Source organism: Streptomyces sp. NPDC042201 (assembly GCF_055582185.1).
In genome coordinates, this window is the sequence record NZ_JBVJDS010000012.1 from 203,344 (window position 1) to 221,390 (window position 18,047).

At 71.1% G+C, this 18,047-nt stretch carries 18 protein-coding genes and 1 riboswitch; of the genes, 8 read left to right on the forward strand and 10 right to left on the reverse strand.

Annotation, left to right across the window (positions count from 1 at the left end):
- Window positions 1-564, reverse strand: a complete 564-nt coding sequence (locus tag ACZ6MZ_RS27350) for a hypothetical protein (RefSeq protein WP_384181616.1) — start codon at window positions 562-564, stop codon at window positions 1-3.
- A complete protein-coding gene (locus tag ACZ6MZ_RS27355; RefSeq protein ID WP_384181614.1) occupies window positions 557-1,336 on the reverse strand; it encodes an alpha/beta hydrolase in 780 nt (259 codons plus the stop codon). The genes ACZ6MZ_RS27350 and ACZ6MZ_RS27355 overlap by 8 nt, the downstream gene beginning before the upstream one ends.
- A gap of 149 nt (window positions 1,337-1,485) precedes the next feature.
- Between ACZ6MZ_RS27355 and ACZ6MZ_RS27360 the strand changes: the two genes are divergently transcribed.
- The 4 genes from ACZ6MZ_RS27360 (at window position 1,486) to ACZ6MZ_RS27375 (ending at window position 5,506) form a co-directional block, all read left to right on the forward strand.
- Window positions 1,486-2,220, forward strand: a complete 735-nt coding sequence (locus ACZ6MZ_RS27360; RefSeq protein WP_389676635.1) for a lysophospholipid acyltransferase family protein — start codon at window positions 1,486-1,488, stop codon at window positions 2,218-2,220.
- A gap of 236 nt (window positions 2,221-2,456) precedes the next feature.
- Entirely contained in the window at window positions 2,457-3,635 is a 1,179-nt protein-coding gene (macS, locus tag ACZ6MZ_RS27365) for a MacS family sensor histidine kinase (protein WP_469354949.1), read from the forward strand.
- Window positions 3,632-4,321: a response regulator gene (locus ACZ6MZ_RS27370; protein ID WP_384192522.1), complete on the forward strand. Its 690-nt coding sequence runs from the start codon at window positions 3,632-3,634 to the stop codon at window positions 4,319-4,321. Before macS ends, ACZ6MZ_RS27370 begins: the two co-directional genes overlap by 4 nt.
- Window positions 4,322-4,477: 156 nt before the next feature.
- A complete protein-coding gene (locus tag ACZ6MZ_RS27375; RefSeq protein WP_389792213.1) occupies window positions 4,478-5,506 on the forward strand; it encodes a 6-phosphofructokinase in 1,029 nt (342 codons plus the stop codon).
- 503 nt (window positions 5,507-6,009) lie between these two features.
- Here ACZ6MZ_RS27375 and ACZ6MZ_RS27380 read toward each other — a convergent pair.
- Together ACZ6MZ_RS27380 and ACZ6MZ_RS27385 are read right to left on the reverse strand one after the other, a co-directional pair.
- Entirely contained in the window at window positions 6,010-7,968 is a 1,959-nt protein-coding gene (locus ACZ6MZ_RS27380; RefSeq protein WP_469354950.1) for an anthranilate synthase family protein, read from the reverse strand.
- A 116-nt stretch (window positions 7,969-8,084) separates the two neighbouring features.
- Window positions 8,085-8,141, reverse strand: a complete 57-nt coding sequence (locus ACZ6MZ_RS27385; protein ID WP_360166934.1) for a trp operon leader peptide — start codon at window positions 8,139-8,141, stop codon at window positions 8,085-8,087.
- 108 nt (window positions 8,142-8,249) lie between these two features.
- Here ACZ6MZ_RS27385 and ACZ6MZ_RS27390 point away from each other — a divergent pair, with 108 nt between their 5' ends.
- Both ACZ6MZ_RS27390 and ACZ6MZ_RS27395 read left to right on the forward strand, forming a co-directional pair.
- The gene (locus ACZ6MZ_RS27390) at window positions 8,250-9,602 is read left to right on the forward strand and encodes a class II 3-deoxy-7-phosphoheptulonate synthase (protein WP_384192528.1); all 1,353 of its coding nucleotides are present in this window, start codon (window positions 8,250-8,252) and stop codon (window positions 9,600-9,602) included.
- 156 nt (window positions 9,603-9,758) lie between these two features.
- Window positions 9,759-10,031, forward strand: coding sequence for a (2Fe-2S)-binding protein (locus ACZ6MZ_RS27395; RefSeq protein ID WP_469354988.1), 273 nt, complete (start codon window positions 9,759-9,761; stop codon window positions 10,029-10,031).
- A 63-nt stretch (window positions 10,032-10,094) separates the two neighbouring features.
- Here ACZ6MZ_RS27395 and bfr read toward each other — a convergent pair whose 3' ends face one another.
- Window positions 10,095-10,574 (reverse strand): bacterioferritin, encoded by a 480-nt coding sequence (gene bfr, locus ACZ6MZ_RS27400; RefSeq protein WP_389792219.1) that lies wholly within the window; start codon window positions 10,572-10,574, stop codon window positions 10,095-10,097.
- A 155-nt stretch (window positions 10,575-10,729) separates the two neighbouring features.
- On the opposite strand from bfr, the gene ACZ6MZ_RS27405 reads away from it, so the two are divergent.
- On the forward strand, window positions 10,730-11,362 hold the full coding sequence (locus tag ACZ6MZ_RS27405; RefSeq protein WP_384192536.1) for a sulfite oxidase-like oxidoreductase: 633 nt from the start codon (window positions 10,730-10,732) through the stop codon (window positions 11,360-11,362).
- A 36-nt stretch (window positions 11,363-11,398) separates the two neighbouring features.
- Here ACZ6MZ_RS27405 and ACZ6MZ_RS27410 read toward each other — a convergent pair whose 3' ends face one another.
- The 5 genes from ACZ6MZ_RS27410 to thiO all read right to left on the reverse strand — a co-directional run bounded on the left by ACZ6MZ_RS27410 (window position 11,399) and on the right by thiO (window position 16,532).
- Window positions 11,399-12,253: a deoxyribonuclease IV gene (locus ACZ6MZ_RS27410; protein ID WP_469354953.1), complete on the reverse strand. Its 855-nt coding sequence runs from the start codon at window positions 12,251-12,253 to the stop codon at window positions 11,399-11,401.
- A 5-nt stretch (window positions 12,254-12,258) separates the two neighbouring features.
- Window positions 12,259-14,196: a Stk1 family PASTA domain-containing Ser/Thr kinase gene (gene pknB / locus ACZ6MZ_RS27415; RefSeq protein ID WP_469354955.1), complete on the reverse strand. Its 1,938-nt coding sequence runs from the start codon at window positions 14,194-14,196 to the stop codon at window positions 12,259-12,261.
- Window positions 14,197-14,316: 120 nt separating this feature from the next.
- Window positions 14,317-15,114, reverse strand: a complete 798-nt coding sequence (locus ACZ6MZ_RS27420; RefSeq protein WP_386877847.1) for a thiazole synthase — start codon at window positions 15,112-15,114, stop codon at window positions 14,317-14,319.
- 6 nt (window positions 15,115-15,120) lie between these two features.
- Window positions 15,121-15,345 carry a sulfur carrier protein ThiS gene (thiS, locus tag ACZ6MZ_RS27425; RefSeq protein ID WP_389792226.1) on the reverse strand — a complete coding sequence of 75 codons (225 nt, stop codon included), beginning with the start codon at window positions 15,343-15,345 and terminating at the stop codon, window positions 15,121-15,123.
- A complete protein-coding gene (gene thiO / locus ACZ6MZ_RS27430) occupies window positions 15,342-16,532 on the reverse strand; it encodes a glycine oxidase ThiO (RefSeq protein ID WP_469354957.1) in 1,191 nt (396 codons plus the stop codon). The genes thiS and thiO overlap by 4 nt, the downstream gene beginning before the upstream one ends.
- A riboswitch (TPP riboswitch) is annotated at window positions 16,530-16,643 on the reverse strand. (Overlaps the previous gene by 3 nt.)
- A 130-nt stretch (window positions 16,644-16,773) precedes the next feature.
- Here thiO and ACZ6MZ_RS27435 point away from each other — a divergent pair.
- Window positions 16,774-17,994 (forward strand): NAD(P)/FAD-dependent oxidoreductase, encoded by a 1,221-nt coding sequence (locus ACZ6MZ_RS27435; protein ID WP_469354958.1) that lies wholly within the window; start codon window positions 16,774-16,776, stop codon window positions 17,992-17,994.
- The last annotated feature ends 53 nt before the right edge of the window (window positions 17,995-18,047 follow it).

The window sequence follows — 18,047 nt, forward strand, 5'->3', positions numbered from 1 at the left end:
TCAGACGACCGCGCCGCGGCCCGGGTCGTCGTCCTCCTCGTCGCCGTGCTGCATCCGCGCCACCAGGGTGGCGAAGCCGCCCAGGAAGCCGCCGATGCAGACCGTGGTCAGCCACCACGTCATGTCCCACCGCAGCAGGACGGCGACCAGCATCAGCACCGGGCCGCCGATCACCGCGAGCCAGGCGAACCGGGAGGTCACATCGGACTCCGGCAGCGGCGGCGGCTCCGGCGGGACGAAATGCCCCTCGTCGCCGTCGTCGAAGTCCTCCTCCCGCTCCTCGGGCACCTCGTAGTCGCGCGGACCACGGACACCCGGCGCGAAGACGACCGAGCCGCCCAGCGCGGGCTTCGTCTCCTCGGGGTCCTTCTCCGGGACCGCCGGGTCCTGGTCGGGTTCCGTCTTGTTCCGTTCGCTTTCCAGCAGGGCCAGATCGTCCACCGACTTGAACGGCTTGGCGCCCGGCGGGTCCGCCGGCTCGTCCCCGTACGCGGCGACGATCGCCGCCCAGGCGGCGTCCTCGTCGATCGGCTGCGGCTCGCGGTCCGCGTCATGCTCAGCCACCGGTCGTGCTCCCCTTCTTCCCGACACTCGGAGCGAGGCGGCCGATGAACGCGTGACTCTCCTCGAAAATCCGCTCCGCGTCATGGTCCAACGTCGCCACGTGGTAGCTCTGTTCCAGCAGGACTTCCCGGACATCCCGCGACGAGACCCGGCCCAGGATCCGGGCCGAGTCGGCCGGCGGCACCACATGGTCCTGCGGGCTGTGCAGCAGCAGCAACGGCTGGGTGACCTGGGGCAGCGCCGCGTCCACCAGCCGGAAGAACTGACGCAGGGAGTGAGCGGCGTGCAGCGGCACCCGGTCGTAACCGAGCTCCTCGCTGCCCTCCTTGGCGATGTCGTTCGTCAGCCCGCCGGTCGACGGGATCAGATGGCGCACGACGGGAAGGGCGTACGCGGCCAGGCCGTGCACCTTCATCCCCGGGTTCACCACGACGACTCCGCTGACCGCCGTCCCGTGCTTCTCGGCGAGCCGCAGCGCCAGCGCCCCGCCCATCGAGAGCCCGAGCACGAAAACCTGGCCGCACTTCTCCAGCAGCTCCCGCAGCTCCCGGTCCACTTCCGCGTACCAGTCCTGCCAGCCGGTGAGCTGCATGTCCTGCCAGCGCGTCCCGTGACCGGGGAGCAGCGGCAGGGACACGGTCAGCCCGCGCTCGGCCAGATACTCGGCCCAGGGGCGCAGCGACTGCGGGGAGCCGGTGAATCCGTGACAGAGAAGGACGCCGACCTCGCCGCCCTCGTGGCGGTACGGCTCGGCTCCAGGAAGGACCGGCACCAGGGTCTCCTGTTCGTGAGGCTCGGAATATGTACTTCACCGTACGCGACCGGACCGACACCGACCAGATCCGTCAGGCCCCCCATGCAGGAGAGCGCGAGCCGCCCACGCGTTAAGGTCTGTCGGACAGCACACAGGAGGCATTCGAGTTGATCTACGGCGCAATGAAGTTCTCCATCGGAGGGTCCTTGAAGCTTGCCTTCAGGCCCTGGGTGGAGGGCATCGAGAACATTCCCGCCGAGGGGCCGGCGATCCTCGCGAGCAACCATCTGTCGTTCTCCGACTCGTTCTTCCTCCCGGCCGTGCTCGACCGCAAGGTCACCTTCATCGCCAAGGCGGAGTACTTCACCTCGCCCGGGGTGAAGGGCAAGCTGACCGCGGCCTTCTTCAAGGGCGTCGGACAGCTGCCGGTGGACCGCTCCGGCGCGCGCGGCGCGGGCGAGGCGGCGATCCAGAGCGGGATAAAGGTCCTGGAGAACGGTGAACTCTTCGGTATCTACCCCGAGGGCACCCGCTCACCCGACGGCCGCCTCTACCGGGGCAAGCCGGGCGGCCTGGCACGCGTGGCCCTCGCCTCCGGAGCGCCGGTCATCCCGGTCGCCATGATCGACACGGAGAAGATCCAGCCGCCCGGCAAGGTGGTCCCCAAGCTGATGCGCCCGGGGATCAGGATCGGCAAGCCGCTGGACTTCAGCCGCTACCAGGGCATGGAGGGCGAACGCTTCATCCTCCGGTCGGTGACCGACGAGGTCATGTACGAGATCATGAAGCTGTCCGGCCAGGAGTACGTGGACATCTACGCGACGGCGGCCAAGCGCCAACTGGCCGACGCGGCAAAGGCGGCAGGGACGACGACGGGCGAGGAACGGCCGGACAGGGCCTAGCGCCCAGCCGCCGGCGAGTGAGCCGAGCACGATCGACCGTCGACAGTGGCTTAAAGCGTCCGGAGGCGAACTGAGCCCCAAAGAAGCGGCGAGTGAGCCGAAGGGGCGCGCCGCTGTCGAAAAGGAGAGCGCGCACAGGCCCCGAGGTACGAGGGGTCGAGCACGGTCGACTGTCGACAGGGGCTTAAAGCGCCCCGGAGGCGAGCCGAGCCTTAAAAAAAGGGGTGGGGGCAAGTATGTCGGTGGAGCAGCCGTTGTGGCGGGCGCTGAGCGCCTACCGGCCACTGACGATGGTCTACGCCGTCCTGTTGTTCGTCTTCGAGCGCCAGAGGTTCGAACGCCCCTGGGTCGCCGCCGCGTTCCTCGCGTTCCTCGCCGTCTGGACCCTCGCCACGCTCCCCAAAGTGGCGAACGCCGCGAGCTGCACCAAGCGCTTCCTCGCCGCCGATCTCACCGTTGCCCTCGCCGGCATCCTGCTCACACCGCTGGCCGACGCGCAGGCCCAGCAGATCGACGGCCCCACCCTGCCGTCGATATGGACCGCGGGCTCGGTCCTCGCCTTCGCGATCAAGGGCGGCTGGCGCTGGGCCTGCGTGGCCTCGTCCTTCGTCGCGGTCGCCAATCTCATCGAGCGCGCCCACCCCAGCCGGGACACGCTCCACAATGTGCTGCTCGTCTGGGTCGCCTCCATCGCCATCGGTTACGTCGTCGAGGTCGCCCGCGCCTCCGAACGCACCCTGGCCCGCGCCCTGGAGATCGAGGCCGCGACCCGGGAGCGCGAGCGGCTGGCCCGTGACATCCATGACAGCGTGCTCCAGGTGCTGGCGATGGTGCAGCGGCGCGGTACGGCCCTGGGCGGCGAGGCCGAGGAGCTCGGCCGGATGGCGGGGGAGCAGGAGATCGCCCTGCGGACCCTGGTTTCCAGCGGACTGGTGCCCACCACCCGTGCCTCGGAGGACGCCGCGTACGGCACGACGGTCCGCGGCGCCGAGCCGGGCGAGGACCCGGCGCCGTGCGACCTGCGCTCGCTGCTCGCGCCGTACACCGGCTCGAAGGTCACCTTCGCCGAGCCCGGCGCCCCGGTGCTGCTGGAGCCCGCGGCGGCCAGGGAGTTGGCGGCGGCTGTCAGTGCCGCCCTGGACAATGTCAGCAGACACGCGGGTACCGATGCCCGCGCCTGGATCCTGGTCGAGGACTGGCCGGACGAAGTGATCGTGACGGTCAGAGACGACGGTCCCGGCATTCCGGAAGGACGGCTCGCCCAGGCGGAGGGGGAGGGGCGCCTCGGCGTCGCCCTCTCGATCCGCGGCCGGCTCAGGGACTTGGGCGGTACGGCCGAGCTGATCTCGGTGCCGGGACAGGGCACCGAGGTCGAATTGAAGGTTCCACGGGGACGGGGGAAGGCGGAGCGATGAGCGAGCGGGGCGCGGCGGAGACGGGACAGCCGGTCAGGGTGATGGTGGTGGACGACCACCCGATGTGGCGGGACGCCGTCGCCCGTGATCTGGACGCGGCCGGTTTCGAGGTGGTCGCGACCGCCGGGGACGGTCCGCAGGCGGTGCGCCGCGCGAAGGCCACCACACCGCGGGTGCTCGTGCTCGACCTCAATCTGCCCGGTATGCCCGGGGTTCAGGTCTGCAAGGAGCTCGTCGGCTCCCATCCCGGACTGCGCGTCCTGGTGCTCTCCGCCAGCGGGGAGCACGCCGATGTCCTGGAAGCGGTGAAGTCGGGCGCCACCGGTTATCTGCTCAAGTCGGCCAGTACGGAAGAGCTGATCGACGCCGTGCGCCGTACCGCCCTCGGCGATCCTGTCTTCACTCCCGGCCTCGCGGGCCTGGTGCTCGGGGAGTACCGCAGGCTGGCCTCGGAACCGGCGCCCGCCGCCTCCGACGAGCCCAAGGCCCCGCAGCTGACCGAGCGGGAGACCGAGGTGCTGCGGCTGGTCGCCAAGGGGCTCTCGTACAAGCAGATCGCCGAGCGCCTGGTCATCTCCCACCGCACCGTGCAGAACCACGTGCAGAACACCCTCGGCAAGCTGCAACTGCACAACCGCGTCGAGCTGGTGCGCTACGCCATCGAGCGCGGTCTCGACGACGCCTGAGGCGTAGCCGGCCGTCCTCCGTCCCGGTGACTCCGCACAACCACCTCCAACCGCCCTCTGGTGCAACGCAATTCCTCCTGCGCACCATGCCGGAGTGACCTGAGTCACTTTTCTGTGGCGCGGGTACCCCACCGGCGGCGAAGGGAAGTGTTTTCCATGCGAGTCGGAGTACTGACCGGGGGCGGCGACTGCCCAGGGCTCAACGCGGTCATCCGCGCCATCGTCCGCAAGGGCGTTCAGGAGTACGGCTACACCTTTATCGGATTCCGCGACGGCTGGCGCGGACCGCTGGACGGCGACACCGTACGGCTCGACATCCCCGCGGTGCGCGGCATCCTGCCGCGCGGCGGCACCATCCTCGGTTCCTCACGCACCAATCCCCTCAAGGTGGAGGACGGCGTCCGCCGGATCAAGGAGACCCTCGCCGCGCACAGTGTCGACGCGCTCATCGTGATCGGCGGCGAGGACACCCTCGGCGTGGCCGGCCGGCTCTCGGCCGAGTACGGCATCCCCTGCGTCGGAGTCCCCAAGACCATCGACAACGACCTGTCCGCGACCGACTACACCTTCGGCTTCGACACCGCGGTCGGGATCGCCACGGAGGCGATCGACCGGCTGCACACCACCGCCGAATCCCATATGCGCGTCCTGGTCTGCGAGGTGATGGGGCGTCACGCGGGCTGGATCGCCCTGCACTCCGGCCTGGCCGGCGGCGCCAACGTCATCCTGATCCCCGAGCAGCGCTTCGACGTCGACCAGGTCTGCGCCTGGGTCACCTCGCGCTTCAAGGCGTCGTACGCCCCGATCGTCGTCGTCGCGGAGGGCGCGATGCCCAAGGACGGCGACGTCGTCCTCAAGGACGGCACACTGGACTCCTTCGGACACGTCCGGCTGTCGGGCGTCGGCGAGTGGCTGGCCAAGGAGATCGAGAGGCGTACGGGCAAGGAGGCCAGGACCACCGTGCTCGGCCATGTGCAACGGGGCGGCACCCCGAGCGCCTTCGACCGATGGCTGGCCACCCGCTTCGGCCTGCACGCGATCGAGGCGGTCCGCGACGGCGACTACGGCAAGATGGTCGCCCTGCGCGGCACGGACATCGTGCGCGTACCGATCGCCGAGGCGACGGCCCAACTCAAAACGGTCCAGCCGGAGCTGTACCAAGAAGCAGGCGTCTTCTTCGGCTGAAGCCGCCTCTTTTTTTGGGGCTCGGTTCGCCTCCGGGCGCTTTATGCCACTGTCGACGGTCGATCGTGCTCGGTTCGCTCGTTCCTCACGAACCTGTGCGCGTTCTCCCTTTCGACAGCGGCGCGCCCTTCGGCTCACTCGCCGGCGGTCGTGGAGACGGGCGGTCGTTACGCGGAGGCAGCGGCCCTCGTGCCACGGGCGCGCGTGTCCCCACCTTCCCCGGGCGGGGCCGAGCGGGCTGGCGGGCCACCGGCGGGAGGGGGTCGGGGGTGCAGGAGGTGTGTGTCCGGACGTAGAGCGTGATTTGTGGCGCACACCAAGCCGCACCCGGCAACGCACCCGCACGCGCCGTAAATCATGCAGTCCGGACACGCACCTCCGGAACCCCCGGCACCCGCACCCCGACGAACAGCCCGCACCCGCACCCCCCGCCGGACGGCGAAACGCACCCGCACCACGACGAACGGCCCGCACCCGCACCCCCCGCCGGACGGCACCCCGCCTCAACGACCCCCCGCCGGACGACCCCCCGCCGGACGGCGCACCGCCGGCAGGCGCACCGCGGCCGCCAGCAGGGCCGCCACGATCTCCGGACCGTTCAGCGTCAGCACCGACTCCGGGTGGAACTGCACCGACGCGAACCCCGGCCCCCGCACCGCGTGCACCTCCCCGCTCTCCCCGTCGCGGCTCACCTCCACCCCGCGCGCCGCCAGTTCCGACGCCGCCGCGTCATCGCAGCGCGCGGTGAAGCTGTTGTAGAAGCCGACCGTCTCGTCCCGTCCGAAGAGACTGATCGTGGTCTGCGCGCCCTGGTACGGGACCTGCTTGCGTACGGTCTCCAGGCCCAGTTCCGCCGCGATCAGCTCATGGCCGAGACAGACACCCAGCAGACCGTGACGCCGGTCGCGGATCAGCTCGGCGGCGAGCGCGCGCAGCAGCCGCATCTTGGGGTCGGCGGCGTCCGCCGGGTCGCCGGGGCCCGGCCCCAGCACCACAGGACCCTCGTGCGCGAGAACCGCGCCGCGCAGCCCCGGCTCGTCGTAGCGCCGTACCGTCACCTCCAGCCCCGAGGACCGCAGCACATGGGCGAGCATCGCGGTGAAGGTGTCCTCGCCGTCGACGACCAGCGCGTGCCCGGTGAGGATCGCGGGACCGGTCCGCATCTTCAGCCAGAACGGCGAGAGGTCCGCGCGCCTGGCGTCCAGCGCGGCCCGCACCCTCGGGTCGTCGGCGAGCCGGGGCCGTACGGACTCCTCGCGCGGCCGCCCGGGACGTACCCCCAGCGCCGCCAGCACCCCCGCCGCCTTGGCATGGGTCTCGGCGACCTCGCCCGCCGGGTCCGAGTGGCGTACGAGCGTGGCCCCGACCGGCACCCGCAGCCCGCCGTCGCGGTCGATGTCGGCGGTCCGGATCAGAATGGGGGAGTCGAGGGTCTGCGCCCCGCCGGCGTCCCGCCCGATGAGCGCGAGCGCGCCCGCGTAGTAGCCGCGCCCGCCGGCCTCATGGCGTTCGATGACGCGACAGGCGTTCTGTACGGGAGAGCCGGTGACCGTCGCCGCGAACATCGTCTCCTTGAGCACCTCGCGCACATCCAGCGAGGAGCGGCCGCGCAGCTCGTACTCGGTGTGCGCGAGATGCGCCATCTCCTTGAGCCGGGGGCCGATCACCACCCCGCCGCGGTCGCCGACGGTGCACATCATCTTCAGCTCCTCGTCGACGACCATGGAGAGCTCCTCGGTCTCCTTGCGGTCGCCCAGGAAAGCGAGCAGCCCCTCCGGGCTCGGCCCCTCGGGCGGGTAGCGGAAGGTCCCGCTGATCGGGTTCATCACGACGGTCCCGCCGCTCATCCGGACATGCACCTCGGGGCTGGCCCCGACGAGGGTGCGCTCCCCGGTGTCCACGACGAAGGTCCAGTACGCGCCGCGCTCACCGGCCAGCAGTCGCCGGAAGAGCGCGAGCGCGTCGGCTCTGCCGAAGCCGGGGACGCGGCCCTTGAAGGTCCGCCGGATGACGAAGTTCGCGCCCTCGCCCCGGCCGATCTCGTCCTTGATGACCCGCCGCACGATCTCCGCGTACCGCTCGTCGTCGATGTCGAAGGCCCCGTCCTCGACCCGCACCTCGTGGCCGGGCAGGACGTCGAGCAGCTCGCCGAGGGGCAGTTCGTACGTCTCGTCCGCGACCAGCACGGACAGCGGCGTCCCGTCGTCCCGTACGTCGAAACCGCGCTCTCGGATCTGCCGGAACGGCACCAGGGCGAGCGAGGTCCTGGCGCCGTCGGGCAGGTCGGCGAGCCGGTCCGCCTCGTGCACGGATCCGATCAGCAGCTCCACGGTGTCGTGGTCCCGGCCGGGCGTGCGCCGGCGCAGCAGCGCGAACGGCGGACAGCCGTCGTCCAGGAGTCTGCCGATCAGCGCGTCGAGAGGCAGCTCAGAGTGGAGAGGCAGGTCAGGGGTGTGGGACATCTGCGGTGTTCCTTCCGGTGGGAGGAACGGCCCGCTTCCCGGTCCGACTCCCGAACCCGGAAAACACGGAAGGCCGCCCCTCGGGCGGCCTTGGCGATTCGTGGTGCGCGCGTGAATCAGTGGGCCGCCGGACGAGCGGTCCACCACCAGGTCTGATTCGAATGCGCGAACATGAGGCGCACGATAGCGCACCCGCCGCGTTCCACACCGCGCGAGGTCGCCGCGTTCCACACTGTGAGAGTTGCCGATGGCACGGCCCGCGACCACGTAATCTGGAGCGCGTGACAGTGAACGCTCAGAACCCCGCGACCCCTGTGCCGTCCTGGCACGATCTTCCCGCTGCCCAGCAGCCGGAGTATCCGGACCAGGCAGCCCTGCGTGAGGTCGTGGCCGAGCTTGAGTCGTATCCGCCGCTCGTGTTCGCGGGCGAGTGCGATCAGCTGCGCGCCCGGATGGCGGCCGTCGCCAAGGGCGAGGCGTTCCTGCTGCAGGGCGGCGACTGCGCCGAGGCCTTCGACGGCGTCTCCGCGGACCACATCCGCAACAAACTCAAGACCCTCCTCCAGATGGGCGCCGTCCTCACCTACGCGGCCTCCGTGCCCGTCGTGAAGGTCGGCCGGATCGCCGGGCAGTACTCGAAGCCGCGCTCCAAGGGGACCGAGACCCGCGACGGCGTGACCCTGCCGACGTACCGGGGCGACTCGGTCAACGGCTTCGCCTTCAAGGAGAAGGACCGGATCCCGGACCCCGAGCGGCTCAAGCGGATGTACCACGCGTCCGCCGCGACGCTCAATCTGGTCCGCGCCTTCACCACGGGCGGCTACGCCGATCTGCGCCAAGTGCACGCCTGGAACCAGGACTTCGTGAAGTCGTCCCCGTCCGGGCAGCGCTACGAGCAGCTCGCGCGCGAGATCGACAACGCGCTGAACTTCATGAAGGCCGCGGGCACCGACCCGGCGGAGTTCCGCACGGTCGAGTTCTACTCCTCGCACGAGGCGCTGCTGCTGGCCTACGAGTCGGCGCTGACCCGGGTCGACTCCCGTACCGGCAAGCTGTACGACGTCTCCGGCCACATGGTCTGGATCGGTGAGCGCACCCGTCAGCTGGACGGCGCGCACATCGAGTTCGCCTCGCAGATCAACAACCCGATCGGCATCAAGCTCGGCCCGACGACGACGGTCGACGAGGCGCTGTCCTACATCGACCGGCTGGACCCCGACCGTGAGCCCGGCCGGCTGACCTTCATCGTCCGGATGGGCGCCGACAAGGTCAGGGACAAGCTCCCCGAGCTGGTCGAGAAGGTCACGGCCTCCGGTGCCACGGTGGCCTGGGTGACGGACCCGATGCACGGCAACACCTTCGAGGCGGCCTCCGGCCACAAGACCCGCCGCTTCGACGACGTGCTCGACGAGGTCAAGGGCTTCTTCGAGGTCCACAAGGGCCTCGGCACCCACCCGGGCGGTATCCATGTCGAGCTGACCGGCGACGATGTCACCGAGTGCGTGGGCGGCGGCGACGAGATCTTCGTCGACGATCTGCACCAGCGCTACGAGACGGCCTGCGACCCGCGGCTCAACCGCAGCCAGTCGCTTGACCTGGCGTTCCTGGTCGCCGAGATGTACCGCGACCAGTAGGAGCCGGTTCCCGGCGGACGACGACGGGGCGCGGATCCATGTGATCCGCGCCCCATTGTCCCTTCCCGGGCTTTTGTGTCTCCGGGACGGCGGGTAAGGTTAGGTTTGCCTCACCGACGCGGTCGGAGTGGCTTGAGCCAACGACCCCGCCGGGAGGTGAACCGCGTGTACGTCTGCTCGTGCTTCGGTATCACCGAGACGCAGGTCAAGGAACACGCGGCAGCGGGTGCGTGCACCCCTCGCCAGATCGCGTCGGCCAGCAAGGCCGGCACCGACTGCGGCTCGTGCGTACGCCAGATCCAGTCGATCCTCGGGCGGGGCGCCTGCGCGCGCCGTGAGCTGCTCGACCAGCGCGGGCCCGCCCTCGCGGTGGCGCCGGATCCGGACCGGACCCCCGCGACCCCGCTCGGCCTGGGCGAAGCCGCTTAGGTCCTGTCCGGACTGGCTGCCTGTCCGGACTGGCCGTCTGTGCGACCTGGCCGTCTGTGCGGCCTAGCTGTCCGGCTGCTCGATCAGCTGGGCGATGTAGAGCGGCTCACCGAGCTTCGCCACCAGCTCCAGCTGGGTGTCGAGATAGTCGATGTGGTGCTCCTCGTCCGCCAGGATCGATTCGAAGATGCCCTTGGACGTGTGGTCGCCCTTGGCCCGCATGACCTCGATCCCGCGCTTGAGGCGGTCGATCGCCTCCACCTCGACCTCTCGGTCGGCCTGGAACATCTCGGTGACGGTCTGGCCGACCCGTACATGGAAGAGCCGCTGGTAGTTCGGCAGGCCCTCCAGGAATAGAATCCGGTCCGTGAGCAGCTCGGCGTGCTTCATCTCGTCGAACGACTCGGCCCGGGTGTATTTGGCGAGCTTCGTCCAGCCGAAGTTCTCCTGCATCTTCGCGTGCAGAAAGTACTGATTGATCGCGGTCAGTTCGGCGGTCAGCTGCTCATTGAGGAATTCGAGGACCTCGGGGTCGCCCTGCATCGCTGAGGCTCCTTCCAGGCGTGACGGGAGGCGGAATGCGCGCATCCTCGCACCGTGATCAGAGACCGTCCAGTAAGTGCATGCTTAGTATGGCTTGCCTGAATTAGTTCATACCTGGTCAGGACCACCCCTCCTGGTCTGTCACCATGGAAGGCATGGGTCAGCCGGAGAGCCGGGAATATCAAGAGCCGGAACTGTCCGAGCTACCACCGGGGCAGCGCCTGCAGCGCGGCTGGCCGGTCACTCATTACGGACCCGTACCCAAGTTCAAGCCGGACCGCTGGGAATTCCGTGTCTTCGGCGCCACCGCAGACGGTGACAAGCACTGCTGGAACCACGAGGAGTTCTCGGCGCTTCCGTTCTCCACGGTCGTCGCCGATCTCCACTGCGTGACGAAGTTCAGCATGGTGGGTGCCGAATGGGGCGGCGTGCCCGCCCGTACGGTCCTCGGCCTCGCGCCGCCCGCACCGGGCGTCACGCATGTGATGGTCTGGGCCGAGTACGGCTTCAGCTCCAATCTGCGGCTCGCCGACTTCGTCTCGGACCGTACGATTTTCGCCACCCACAAGGACGGTGAGCTGCTCACCGCCGAGCACGGCTTTCCGGTACGGCTCGTCGTCCCGCAGCTGTACGCGTGGAAGGGGCCCAAGTGGGTCCGGGGCGTGGAGTACATGACCGCCGACCGCCGCGGCTTCTGGGAGGAGCGCGGCTACCACAACGTCGGCGACCCGTGGACCGAGCAGCGCTACTCCTACCAGGAGCTCCCCGGGGACGGCCCCGAGCTCTAGACGAGTCGTTCCGAAGTCCCGTCTGCCCGGCGGCGGTCAGCCGTCGCGCAGCTTCTTCAGCCGCTCCACGTCCGCCGTGTGTCCCTCCTTACCGCCCGGGGTCTCGATCACCAGGGGGACGTTCTCGGTCGCCGGATGCGTGAACAGCTCACGGAACGGCTCCTCGCCTATCTCTCCCGCGCCGATGTTCTCGTGACGGTCCTTGTGCGCGCCCGCCACGTCCTTGGAGTCATTGGCGTGGATCAGTTTGAGCCGGCCCTCGCCGACCGTGCCCACCAGCAGATCCAGCGTCTGCCGCATGCCGTGCGGTCCGGTGAGATCGTGCCCGGCCGCGAAGATGTGGCAGGTGTCCAGGCAGATGCCCAGCTTGGGGTGGGAGTCGAGCGCCTCGAAGTACGGGCCGAAGTCCCAGGTCCTCGAACAGAGCGAGAAGCCCTGCCCCGCGGTCGACTCCAGCAGCAGGAACGGGTCGTCGTCCTGGGTCAGCTCGTCGAGGAGCGGCAGCATCCGCTCCCGTACCTGGGCGAGCGCCACCTCGCGGGGGCGGCCGCCGGTCGCCGAGCCGGTGTGCACGACCACGCCCCGCGCGCCGATCTCCCGGCCCCGGCGCAGGCTGTGCCGCAGGGAATCCACCGACTTCTCCGCCGTCGCCTCGGTGTGCGAGCCGAAGTTGATCAGATACGGGGCGTGCACATACACCGGGATCCCGCCGGCCGCGCACTCCGCGCGGAACTGTTCGTCCTGCGCCGGATTCCCGGTCGGCGTCGCCCAGCCACGCGGATTGGCGACGAAGACCTGGACGGTCTCGGCGCCCAGCTCACGGGCGTAGGCGAGGCCGGTCGTGGCGAGGCCGCCGGCCACGGGTACATGGCCGCCGACAGGGTTGCGCATAGCTCCTAGAGTCCCTTGGTCTTGATGGTGATCGTGCTGCCCTCGGGGGCGGCGCCGCCGCCTTCGACGGACTGCTCGGCCACCGTGTCGTTCAGGAAGGGGAAGCTGCGGTCGACCTCGACCGCGAAGCCCGCCTTTTCCAGCCGGTTCCTGGCCTCACCGATCGTCTGTCCCGTGACATCGGGGACGGAGATCATCCGCGGGCCCTTGGACACCGTCAGGGTGACCGTGTCGCCACGGGCCAGCTGGGAGCCCTCGGCCACCGACTGCTTGGCGACGGAGCCCGCCTCCACCGGCGAGTTCACCCGCTCGGAAGCGATCTTGATCTTGAGCCCCGCGTCTTCGAGCGCGGCGGTGGCGTCGTCGACGCTCTCGCCCGTCATGTCCTCGACATCGACAGGGCTGCCCTTGCTCACCACGAGCGCGACCCCCGAGTCGGGCCGTGCGTCGGCCCCGGCCGCCGGGTCCGAGCTGATCACGGCGCCCTGCTCGATGTCGTCGTCGAAGGACCTGCTGACGGCCCCGCCGGCCAGACCGGCCTTCTTCAGCATCCGTCTGGCCTCGGCGAGGGATGTGCCCGCCAGGTCGGGGACCTGGACGATCTCCGGACCGCGCGAGATGACGATGGTCACAGGACCGCCGCCGCGGACGCGCGCGCGGGGCTCGGGATCGCTGCGCATGACCGTGCCGCGCTGGAAGGTGTCGCTGAAATCCTTGCTGACCTTCGCGTCGAGGCCCGCGTCGTCGAGGCGCTTCTCGGCCTCCCGCTGGCTCTGGCCGAGCAGCGAGGGGACGCGGGTGAACTGACCGGAATTGATGTACCAGACGCCCGTCCCCACCCCGAGGACCAGCAGCACGGCGACGATCATGGCGACCATGCCCCGGCGGGGGACGGCCCTTCGGTGGTCCGTCGCGCGCGGCGGACCGCTCGGCCGGTCCGGAGGCGCCATCTCCAGCCGGCTGGTGTGGCGGACCGGCGACTCGTCCCGCCCCCGGTCCGCCGGCCCCTCGGCGGGGAGGGCGCGCGGGATCACTGTCGTACGGCTGTCCGCGCCGTCCTCGGCCTTCGCCTGCGGCGGTACGGCGTCCAGCTGCGCGTCACTGAGCGCCGCGCGGACCTCACGGGTGAGGGCGAGCAGCGCCACCGCGTCGTCGGGACGGATGTCGGGGTTGCGCGCGGTCGCCGTCGCGACCAGCTCGTCCAGCGCGACGGCGAGACCGGGGACGGCGGCCGACGGCGCGGGCACGTCCTCGTTCAGATGGCGGTAGAGGACCTGGGCGGGGGTGTCGCCCCCGTGGGCCTTGGCGCCGGTCAGCATTTCGTGGAGCACGACCCCGCAGGCGTACACATCGACCCGGGTGTCGGACGTGCCGTACTCGATCTGCTCCGGTGCGAGATACGACACCGTGCCGAGGACGGTCCCGCTGGTGTTGGTGACATCGCCCACGGCCCGTACGAGCCCGAAGTCGGCGACCTTGACCCGTCCGTCGTCCCCTATCAGCACATTCTCGGGCTTCATGTCGCGGTGGACGAACCCCGCGCGGTGGGCGGCGCCCAGCGCGGCGAGCACGGGCTCCAGGATGTCCAGAGCCGCCCGCGGCTGCAGAGCGCCACGCTCGCGCAGGACATCACGCAGCGTGCAGCCCGCGACGTACTCCATCGCCAGGTAGACGTACGCGCCCTGCGCGCCCTGGTCGAAGACCGCGACCACATTGGGATGCGACAGCCGGGCCACCGATTTCGCCTCGCGGATGAAGCGCTCCACGAAGGTGACGTCGGCGGCCAGCGCGGGGTGCATCACCTTCAGGGCCAGCACCCGGTCCAGCCGGGTGTCGACGGCCCGGTAGACCGTGGCCATGCCGCCGACGGCGATGCGCGCATCGACGCGGTAGCGGCCGTCGAGCACCTGCCCGACGATGGGGTCCTGAAGGGTCGTATCCACGCAGATGAGTCTACGAGCCGCCACGGACACTCCCGAAGCCCCGGTTCGAACCGGGCACGCTACTGCAGCCGACCTGTGACGCTTCCCGGGGCGTGGCGGTGCTGTACGGGGGCGCCTGGGTCAGGCGAACGCGGGCCGTTCCGGGTCCAGCGTCGCCACCCCCTCGGTGGGGGACGACGCCGTCGCGAAGTGGCGGCGCGGGATGCGGCCCGCCCGGTACGCCAGCCGCCCCGCCGCCACCCCGTGCCGCATTGCCTCGGCCATCAGCACCGGCTCCTGCGCGCGCGTCACCGCCGAGGCGAGCATCACCGCCGCGCACCCCAGCTCCATGGCGAGCGCCGCGTCCGAGGCGGTGCCCGCCCCCGCGTCCAGGATCACCGGCACGCGCGCGTGCTCCACGATCAGCTGGAAGTTGTGCGGATTGCGGATGCCCAGGCCGGAGCCGATCGGCGAGCCCAGCGGCATGATCGCGGCGCACCCCACGTCCTCCAGTTTTCTGGCGAGCACCGGGTCGTCGTTGGTGTACGGCAGGACCGTGAAGCCGTCGTCGACCAGGGTCTCGGCGGCGTCGAGCAGCTCGATCGGGTCGGGCAGCAGCGTGCGCTCGTCCGCGACCACCTCCAGCTTGATCCAGTCCGTGCCGAGCGCCTCGCGCGCGAGACGGGCGGTGAGGACCGCCTCCCCAGCGGTGAAGCATCCGGCGGTGTTGGGCAGGGCCCGGATGCCCAGGGAGCCGAGCACGGACAGGACGGATCCCTGGACCGTCGGGTCCAGGCGTCGCATGGCGACCGTGGTGAGTTCGGTGCCGGAGGCGATCAGGGACCGTTCCAGGACGTCGAGGCTGGGCGCCCCGCCCGTCCCCATGATCAGCCGGGATCCGAACGAGCTGGAGCCGATGGTGAGCCGGTCGTCCGCCATGGGCGCTCAGCCTCCCTGGACGGCGGTCAGGACTTCCACCCGGTCGCCGTCCCCGAGCAGAGTGCGGGACCAGCGGGTACGGGGGACCACCGTCTCGTTGACGGCCGCGGCGACGCCCGAGGGGGCGGGGGTGAGGGCCGCGACGAGGATGTCGAGCGTCGTGGCCGCCGCCAGCTCGCGCGGCTCGCCGTTCACGGAGACGCACACGACGTCGGGGTGCGTACGGGTCATGCGGGCTGCTCCTGACGTACGGACGCGGCGGGGGCGAAGCGCGCGGGGGTGAAGGGGCGGGCCTCTTCCGGAAGCTCGCCGGTGGTCAGCACGGCGGCCATCACGTCGCCGGTGACGGGCGTGAGCAGCACCCCGTTGCGGTGGTGGCCGGTGGCCAGATGCAGACCCGGCAGCGCCGTGGGCCCGAGCAGGGGCGCGTTGTCCGGCGTTCCGGGGCGCAGCCCGGCGCGGGTCTCGGTGAGGGGCAGTTCGGTGATGCCCGGGACCAGTTCGTGCGCGTCCCGCAGCAGCTCGTACACCCCGCCCGCGGTGACCGTGGTGTCCCAGCCGAGCTCCTCGCTGGTGGCGCCGACGACCAGCTCGCCGTTCTCGCGGGGCACCAGATACACCTGGCTGCCGCGCACCACGGCCCGTACCGTCCGGGACAGGAACGGCGCGTACGCACGCGGCACCGTCAGCCGCAGGACCTGGCCCTTGACCGGCCGCACCGGCGGCAGCACGGCGTCCGGCACCCCCGCGAGCCGGCCGCTGAGGCTGCCGGCCGCCAGCACCACCTGGTCCGCGACCGTCGCGCGGCCGTCGCTCAGGACGGCGCCGGTGGCCCGGTCCCGTACGACGGTGAGCCGGTCGGCCCAGGCGCGGTGGAAGACCACTCCGGCCCGTTCGCAGGCCGTCAGCAGGGCCGCGGCCAGCCGGCGGGGATCGGTCTGGTGGTCGCCGTCCACCCGCAGCCCGCCGCGCACGCCCGGCGCGAGCATCGGCTCAAGGCGCCGGCACTCGCGGCCGGTGAGCCACTCGGAGGTGAGTCCCGAGCGGCGCTGGAGGGTGTGGAGCTCGCGCAGCTGGGCGCGGTCGTCGGCGTCGAGCGCGACGGCCAGGGTGCCGCAGGCGCGGTAGCCGGTGTCCTGGCCGCTCGCCGCCGCCAGCTCGGCGGCGAAGCCGGGCCAGCGCTCGGCGGAGGCGAGGTTGAGACCGAGCAGCAGCTGCTCGCCGTGGTGCAGTTCGGTGACGGCGGCGAGCATGCCCGCCGCGACCCGCGCGGCCCCGCCGCCGGGATCGGGGTCGGCGACGACGGTACGCAGCCCGCGCTGCGCCGCCCGCCAGGCCGTGACCAGGCCGATGATCCCGCCCCCGATGACGAGGACGTCAAAACCGCTCGTACCGGATTCCTCATGAGACGACTGCATGGGCGTCCAGCCCCTCCCTTCGCCGGCATGACCCGGATCAGGTTCGTACGGTCGGAGGCCGCCTCAGCCTCCCTCTCAGCCCGGTGCGTCCGGACTCCCGCGAGGTAGTGTCGTCGGCCAGCCTAACGCCCGGCCCTCCGCGCGGTAAGGGAGCGTCCGGCGCGGCCCGTTCGCGGGCACGGACCCGGCAGCGCGAAGGACCAGCCATCCTGACGGCTCGTCAGCTGTTTAAGGTGACCGGGTGAGCGAGCAGCAGAGACAGACGGAACAGCCGCATGTGGTCGTCGTCGGTGCCGGGATGGCGGGGGTGCAGACCGCCGTGGCCCTGCGCGAGAAGGGGTACGGCGGCCCGGTCACGCTGATCGGCGCCGAACCGCACCCGCCCTACGACCGGCCCCCGCTCTCCAAGGCGGTCCTGCTGGGCACGGCGGAGAGTTCGGCCTTCGACATCGACTTCGAGGCGCTCTCCGTAGAACTGAGACTCGGTCTCGGGGTGACCGGGCTGCGTCCCGCCGCGCGGCAGCTCGACACCGCCGCCGGGCCCGTCCCGTACGACGTGCTGGTCATCGCCACCGGCGCGGAGCCGATCAGGCTGCCCGGCACGGAGGGCGTGCCCGGCGTCCATCTGCTGCGCACCCTGGACGACGCCGAGGGGCTGCGTCCCGCGCTGGAACAGCGGCACGACATCGTGGTCGTCGGCGCCGGGTGGATCGGCGCCGAGTTCACCACGGCCGCCCGCGAGGCGGGTTGCGCCGTGACGGTCGTCGAGGCGGCGGACCTGCCGCTCGCGGGCGCCCTGCCGGCCGAGGTCACCGCCCCCATGGCCGCCTGGTACGCGCAGAGCGGCGCCGACCTGCTGACGCACGCGCGCGTGGCCGGTGTCGAGCCCGGGACGGTCGTCCTGGCGGACGGCCGGCGGCTGCCCGCGGACACGGTGGTCGTGGGCATCGGAGCACGGCCCGCGACGGCCTGGCTCACGGGGTCGGGCATCGCCCTCGGCGCGGACGGGTCGATCACCGCGGACGAGCGGCTGCGGACCTCGCTGCCCGGGGTGTACGCGGTCGGGGACTGCGCCTCCTTCCCCTCCGCCCGCTACGGGGAGCGACTGCTCGTCCACCACTGGGACAACGCGCTGCAGGGGCCGCGGACGGTCGCCGCCCAGATCGTCGGCGAGACCGAACAGGTCTACGACCCCGTGCCGTACTTCTGGTCCGAGCAGTTCGGCCGTTTCGTCCAGTACGCGGGCCATCACGCGGCCGCCGGTACCCCGGTGTGGCGCGGCGATCCCGCGGGGGCCGCCTGGTCGGTGGTGTGGCTGCGGGACGGCGTGCTCATCGCCCTGCTCGCCGTCGGCAGGCCGCGCGACCTGGCGCAGGGCCGCAAGCTGATCGAGGCGGGCGCGCGCCTGGACCCGGAACGGGCCGCGGATCCGGCCGTACCGCTCAGGAAGGCCGTTCTCTGACCTACCTTCGCCGGCCGGGGACGAACACCTCCGGGTGCCTCGGCTACCGTCTG

What these genes read in the sequence shown, in the direction of transcription:
- ACZ6MZ_RS27380 (WP_469354950.1), bottom strand. Translation starts at nt 7,968, where the DNA reads ATGTCCCACACCCCTGACCTGCCTCTCCACTCTGAGCTGCCTCTCGAC.
- bfr (WP_389792219.1), bottom strand. Translation starts at nt 10,574, where the DNA reads ATGCAGGGCGACCCCGAGGTCCTCGAATTCCTCAATGAGCAGCTGACC.
- ACZ6MZ_RS27410 (WP_469354953.1), bottom strand. Translation starts at nt 12,253, where the DNA reads ATGCGCAACCCTGTCGGCGGCCATGTACCCGTGGCCGGCGGCCTCGCC.
- macS (WP_469354949.1), top strand. Translation starts at nt 2,457, where the DNA reads ATGTCGGTGGAGCAGCCGTTGTGGCGGGCGCTGAGCGCCTACCGGCCA.
- ACZ6MZ_RS27375 (WP_389792213.1), top strand. Translation starts at nt 4,478, where the DNA reads ATGCGAGTCGGAGTACTGACCGGGGGCGGCGACTGCCCAGGGCTCAAC.
- ACZ6MZ_RS27370 (WP_384192522.1), top strand. Translation starts at nt 3,632, where the DNA reads ATGAGCGAGCGGGGCGCGGCGGAGACGGGACAGCCGGTCAGGGTGATG.
- ACZ6MZ_RS27420 (WP_386877847.1), bottom strand. Translation starts at nt 15,114, where the DNA reads ATGGCGGACGACCGGCTCACCATCGGCTCCAGCTCGTTCGGATCCCGG.
- ACZ6MZ_RS27405 (WP_384192536.1), top strand. Translation starts at nt 10,730, where the DNA reads ATGGGTCAGCCGGAGAGCCGGGAATATCAAGAGCCGGAACTGTCCGAG.
- thiO (WP_469354957.1), bottom strand. Translation starts at nt 16,532, where the DNA reads ATGCAGTCGTCTCATGAGGAATCCGGTACGAGCGGTTTTGACGTCCTC.
- thiS (WP_389792226.1), bottom strand. Translation starts at nt 15,345, where the DNA reads ATGACCCGTACGCACCCCGACGTCGTGTGCGTCTCCGTGAACGGCGAG.